The sequence below is a fragment of the Halomonas sp. 3D7M genome (assembly GCF_014897885.1).
In the GTDB taxonomy this organism is placed as follows: Bacteria; Pseudomonadota; Gammaproteobacteria; order Pseudomonadales; family Halomonadaceae; genus Vreelandella.
Genome location: NZ_JABUZF010000265.1, coordinates 11898 through 12980, shown reverse-complemented (window position 1 = coordinate 12980; position 1083 = coordinate 11898). Strand labels below are relative to the sequence as shown.

Below are 1083 nucleotides of genomic sequence, written 5' to 3'. Positions count from 1 at the left end.
CCCCTAACAGCGGTGCCCGATCCGGTTTTCGCCAGCCTAACCCTGGGAGAGGGCATTGCTCTCGATCCACTGGGCGAATGCCTGCATGCTCCCTGTGATGGTGGAACTAAGCGACGACCAGCAAGCGGCACTTCCTGAGCTGCCTAAAGGGGCCGTCGTCGTTGCTGATGAGCTGACACCCTCAGAGCTGGTGGCCGTTGCTACCCAGCATCCTGCTGGGCTGTGTCTCGCGGGCGGCGGCACCACTTCTCATGTGGCCATTTTGGCACGCGCCCGAGGTATTCCCTGCCTCGTGGCCATGGGGGCGAGCCTAATCGACGCTGCTAATAGCGCCACAAACGAGAGCGTCATTCTAGATGCGGAAAATGGGCGCTTGGCGTTGAGCCCTAGCGCTACTCAACGGGCGGAAGTGGCAGAGCGCATTGATGCTCGCCGTTATGAAGCAGAGCAAGCGCAAGCGTTAGCCCATGAACCAGCGATCACTCTGGACGGGCGAGAAATTGAGGTATGCGCCAATATCGGTGGCGCCGAAGAGGCGCGTTTAGCGGCAGATTCGGGTGCTGATGGTGTAGGTCTACTGCGCAGTGAGTTTCTTTTTCTTGAGCGAGATAGTGCCCCCAGTGAAGCGACTCAGCGTGATGAGTATCAGGCTGCTGTGAAGGCCTTAGATGGCAAGCCTGTGATTATTCGCACCCTGGATATTGGTGCAGACAAGCAGCTTCCTTATCTGCGATTGCCGTCAGTACCTAACCCAGCGCTGGGCGTGCGGGGCGCTCGTTTGTGGGCCAGCCAGCCTGAACTGCTGGAGACCCAGCTGCGAGCGCTACTCGGCGTTACGCCGTTGGAAACGTTACATATCATGCTGCCGATGGTGACCGAGGTTGGCGAGCTGCGCGAAGTGCGCAAGCGCTTAGAGACGTTGGCCAGCGAAATGGGGCTCGATGCGCGGCCGCGCCTTGGTGCCATGATCGAGGTGCCTAGTGCTGCTCTGTGCGCCAGAAGCCTCGCTGTTGAAGCCGACTTTCTGTCAATCGGCACCAACGATTTAACCCAGTACACCCTGGCGATGGACCGTGAGGACCC

General features: G+C 59.6%; 2 protein-coding genes. Both read left to right on the top strand.

Annotated elements, in window-relative coordinates; translation table 11 throughout:
* Nucleotides 1-12: 12 nt before the first annotated feature.
* Nucleotides 13-138: a hypothetical protein gene (locus INT22_RS22190; RefSeq protein WP_446718962.1), complete on the top strand. Its 126-nt coding sequence runs from the start codon at nucleotides 13-15 to the stop codon at nucleotides 136-138.
* Nucleotides 98-1083: putative PEP-binding protein (locus INT22_RS17565; protein ID WP_264298863.1), on the top strand; the 986-nt coding region annotated here is incomplete at its 3' end. The genes INT22_RS22190 and INT22_RS17565, both read left to right, overlap by 41 nt.